At 31.3% G+C, this 1614-nt stretch carries 2 protein-coding genes; both read left to right on the top strand.

Annotated elements, in window-relative coordinates; translation table 11 throughout:
- Window positions 1-213 precede the first annotated feature (213 nt).
- Window positions 214-759, top strand: a complete 546-nt coding sequence (locus GXM17_RS21265) for a hypothetical protein (RefSeq protein WP_163401521.1) — start codon at window positions 214-216, stop codon at window positions 757-759.
- Between the two features lie 25 nt (window positions 760-784).
- Window positions 785-1402, top strand: a complete 618-nt coding sequence (locus GXM17_RS21260; RefSeq protein ID WP_163401520.1) for an immunity protein Imm33 domain-containing protein — start codon at window positions 785-787, stop codon at window positions 1400-1402.
- Window positions 1403-1614 lie beyond the last annotated feature (212 nt).

Genomic DNA, 1614 nt, shown 5'->3' with positions numbered 1-1614 from the left:
ATCTTGTAATTGCATAATCTTCGTTTTTGGTAACTCTAAGTTATGCTTTTACATAGATGCTACAACGGATTTGGGCATTAGGCTTAATGGAAAAATGGTTTTCTATTTGGATGATTTGGCAAATCCGAAGAATAGTCTTAATTTAACCCCAAACCCGCTGTAGTGCCAAGACGTTAGCGGTCAGCTTAAACGAACATCGTAAAACATTGACAAATGGAAATAGGACAGAAATTTAATCAATTGAATTTGAAAGAATATTTTCTTTACATTGACAATTACAAAAAATACAAAGATTTTAATACACTTGGACTATATCGTTCAATCGTAGAAAACGAAAAACTTAGTAATGACGAGAAAATAGAAGTTCGTGAGTATGCACACAACTTTTTCAGAAAAACATTTAATTTTTTACAACTGAAAGACCCAAAAACATTTGTTGAAGTTTCGACTTTAGGACAAGAATTTACTAAAGGTGACGAAGAAAAAATTTGGAATGAAATTAAAAAAAATCAGCAAAAAATACTTGACGAAAAAAGAATAAAACATAGAAATTTCGGAACTTATTCAAAACACAATTGTCCATATGAAGACTGCATTTGGAATGGTGTAATGATAAGACAAGGTTCTGGTTTAGCTTGGTCAAGTATGCATTTTTTCACAAACAAAAGTAATTATCATCAAAAAACAAAATCTGAAATACGGAAATCTGATAGGAAGTCTGAAAAACAAATTGTGGAAAGAGAACTGAATCATAAATAAAAAGCCGAAGAGTAAACGACAAAATATGTATATCGAAAGAAAACATCTAATAGAATTATGCGAAAAATTTCTTAATGGGGAAATTCAAGTAATTGACGTGAAAAATTTTGCGTGGAATTGTGTTGAATCTGATGATACAGAATGGGATGAAAATGACGAGATAATTTTTGAAACAATTTTTGATTGGGATAACGAAGAAATAAGTTTTCCAATCAATAAAGTTAATATGCAACTTTGGAAAAACAGACTTGAAAATGATGTGGACGAATTAATGGTTTACAACAATTGGAATATTCATATTGAAAAGCAGAAAGAAATTTGTGAAAAATATGGCTCAAATTGGAAGCCCATTAATAAAACTTTTAACATTGGTATCTCAGAAAATTTAGATTTAGAGAAATTAAATGGATTAAGACACAGAACTAAAAAAGGCGAAGTCTGTTGGTTCATTTGGAGCGGAGAATATTCGGAAGAGGACAATTTTTTTCAACCAATTTGTGCTGAACATTTATTGCAGAGAAAACCAAAACTGATTGACTATTTAGGACTTGACGAAGGATTTAGATTTCTAATAACTGAAAAAGGTTATGAAGATGTTTGGTTTGACGAAAAGCTGTTGGAAATAGAAAAACCGCACCGCTAACAGCCGTTACAAGCGATTTGCGGATTTAGTGGAATTATCGGTTTTAAACACTATTTTCGTTAAGCAGAAAATATGTTGGCTAGTTTGCATATTTCTATTTTTTTACCGTTATGATAGCCTTTATCCACCAAAGCTGTAAAATTTTCAAGTGATAAATTCTCTTTGGCTTCAAGGGCAATTGCAGACAAAGCACTACGATCGTTACGGTTGAT

This window comes from Flavobacterium fluviatile (assembly GCF_010645065.1).
Taxonomy (GTDB): Bacteria; Bacteroidota; Bacteroidia; order Flavobacteriales; family Flavobacteriaceae; genus Flavobacterium; species Flavobacterium fluviatile.
Note: the sequence above shows the minus strand (reverse complement) of the source record. Positions and strands in the feature narration are given on the sequence as shown.